This is a genomic window from Bacteroidota bacterium, from assembly GCA_030706565.1.
In the GTDB taxonomy this organism is placed as follows: Bacteria; Bacteroidota; Bacteroidia; order Bacteroidales; family JAUZOH01; genus JAUZOH01.
On sequence record JAUZOH010000432.1, the window covers coordinates 1 to 3,008 of the forward strand.

The following is a 3,008-nucleotide window of genomic DNA, read 5'->3' on the forward strand; positions in this document are numbered from 1 at the left end:
CTTCCCATAATAATTTTGGTTAAGATAATAAATAAGATCCGGTATTTTTCAAAAGAGAAAGCATGGACCATCCTCAAGGAATTATTAGCCATTGTAATTGTCCTGCTGGGAATGGGTATATTTGTTTATTTTATCGGTTTTTTATTTGAATCGCCTGCCCAAAGGTGGAACCTGTTCACTTTTTTTGATTCCTGCAAACATGCTTTCCTGGTCGGAATAATCCCCTTCGCCTTTTTCACCCTGATCAATTACCGATACCTTTTTGCAGCTCAAATTGTGCAAAATAATATCAGAACCAGTACTGATCCGTCAACCGTCGTGGAGGCTGAAGAATTGATTCAGATTGGTTCTCAGCTAAAAAAAGAAGAATTGAGCTTTTATCCCAATCAATTTATTTATGCCGAATCAGAAGGCAATTATGTGGTTTTTTACCTGAAAGGCAACCCTCAAATCAGAAAAGAAATCATCCGCAACTCCATCAGCAATATTGAACAACAACTGTCTGCAATTCCTTTCTTCATGAGGACTCACAGGGCCTTTATCGTCAATATAAAAGAAGTGCTTTCCAAAAAAGGGAATTCCCTGGGCTACCATTTAAGACTTTCAGGTATAGAGGCAGAAATTCCCGTTTCCCGGCAAAATACCCAAAACTTCAATCAGCTTTTAAAGCAATATCATTAATCCATTCGTCACAAAACATTACCATTCGTACCATTTCACTGCCCTGATATTTCAACTTATAACAAATATCTGCCATATATCCCAATAGTTTGTCTATCAATTTGATAATTCATCACTTTGTAGTCGTAAACAAACAATCTTACGATGAAAAAATCATTCAAATTCAAAGGTATGCAAATTGCGGACAGGAAATTGATGCTATTGGCAATAGTTCTCAGCATTGTTTCGCGGACCTATGCCCAGGAAAAAACATTTCTTACGGGGAAACTGGTAGATCAGAAAACGAATCAAGCGGTTCCTTATGCCAATGTATCATTGGAAAAAGTATCTGATTCGAGCCCGATGAGCAGTTCAATTAGCGATACTGCCGGAATATTTTTTATAAACCCTATTCCAAAGTGTAAATACAAACTGTCTATAAAAATCATCGGTTACGAACCGGAAATCAGAATCATCAATCTTGAAAATGAAAGCAAGAATGATGTTGGGACAATCTACCTGCAGAATAAAGATATTAAACTTAAAGAAACGGTTATTACCGGCGAACGGCCAGAGGCAAGACCAGAAAGGGGTAAAACAACATTTTATGTAACTCAAAAGATGCTTGATGCCACCAATACTGGTACTGATGTTTTGAGGCTTATTCCCGGTATTCAGATCGACATTATGCAAAACATCTCATTGGAAGGAAATCCAAACATCCTGATTTTAGTAGATGGCAAAGAGCGCGACAGGCATTTTATCGCCCAGTTAAATTCCAACCAAATAGAGAAAATTGAAGTCATCAGTGTGCCTCCTTCCTCCTATGATGCCAGGGTAACAGGAGCAATCAACATTATTCTGAAAAAGGAAAGAGACTATGGATTGAACGGACAGATTTTCGCTGAAATTCCAACAAATGGTTCGGAAATTTATATTTTCCCAAACTACAGCCTGAATTACGGTTTCAAAAAATTAAACCTCTACACTTCTTATAATGGTGAAATGAGTTATTTTGATATCCATGAATGTACAAAACGCAAAGAATGGAATAATACAGATTTTAATGAAATCATTTCAAACCAATATGTCAGGCAAATGGACTGGTCGCACAGGTTTCATTATGGGTTCGATTATTTTTTAAGTTCCCGCGACCAGCTTAATTTTTATGCCTTCTTTAATCCTTATTCCCAAGAACATAATGGCACTGCTAATCTCCAATTGAATGGCAAAATTAACAGGCAATGGGAGGCGAAAAAAGAAGATACGGATATCAACACCGGCAGCTTATATTCGTTGTTTTACAGGCATATTTTTAATAAAAAAGGGCAGGAAATCACTTTAGATATCAGCAACTACAGGCTGAAGGCAGAAAATAAAACTGATTACATTGATGAAAGCCGGGAGAATAATTCTGCAATCCGGGTAAATGAGGTTAAACCCAGACAAAATGTGGCAAGTATTAAAATAGATTTTGTAACTCCCCTTTCGGATAAGTTTGTTTTCAATTCCGGAATAAAAGGGAAATTTCAGGTTATGCAGGACAGATATTCAAACAGTTTTAAGTACAACGAAAATATTTATGCAGTTTATGCAACTGCAACCTACAACAAGAATTCCCGGTACGAAATGAATACTGGCCTGCGGGTGGAAAATTTCAATTCAACCCTGAAAAGCGGCTTCAACCATCAGGGCCTGTCATTTTTCCCTTATGTTTCGGTCAAATACAAGCTGACCGGCACTCAAAATATACAGTTTTCCTGTAACCGGTCGATAATCAGGCCAAATATTTACCAGTTAGACCCATCCGTATCGATTGATGATCCGTACACTGTTCGAAAAGGCAATCCGGCATTAAAACCAGAATTCAGGAACAGTCTCTACATAGAACATTCCATACTATTCAGAGGTAATTATTTCTCATCCCGTTTGTTTTACAACAGACTTGCCGGAGTTATCAATAACCTGACATTCATCAACGACACCAATAGTTTTGAAAGCCAGATGCAAAACCTGGGAACGATACATCAATACGGCCTTCAGTTTTCAGGATCTTTAAAACTGGGGATTGCTACCTTCAACCCCTATCTGAGGTTATATGACATTTATACTGCAGGCAACAGCCTGGCCAGGCAGTACAGCATAGGAGACAGGCATAATCCGGTAATAGAATCCAGCATTTCTGCGGTTTTGTCTTTTAAATACGGCATGTCCCTGTCGCTGACATTCCAATATGCCAGCAAAAAAAACAATATTCAGGATAATTACTTTTGTGATGCATTGTATTTCCTGACTTTCGAAAAAACATTCAGGCAAAAAATTAAAGTAGGGCTAGTCAGTGGTATCCC

General features: G+C 37.9%; 2 protein-coding genes. Both read left to right on the forward strand.

Annotated elements, in window-relative coordinates; genetic code table 11:
• The coding region (locus Q8907_15190; GenBank protein MDP4275617.1) for a LytTR family DNA-binding domain-containing protein at positions 1-681 on the forward strand (681 nt) is incomplete at its 5' end.
• 144 nt (positions 682-825) lie between these two features.
• Positions 826-3,008, forward strand: a 2,183-nt coding sequence (locus Q8907_15195) for a TonB-dependent receptor (GenBank protein ID MDP4275618.1), incomplete at its 3' end; no start/stop codon positions are given.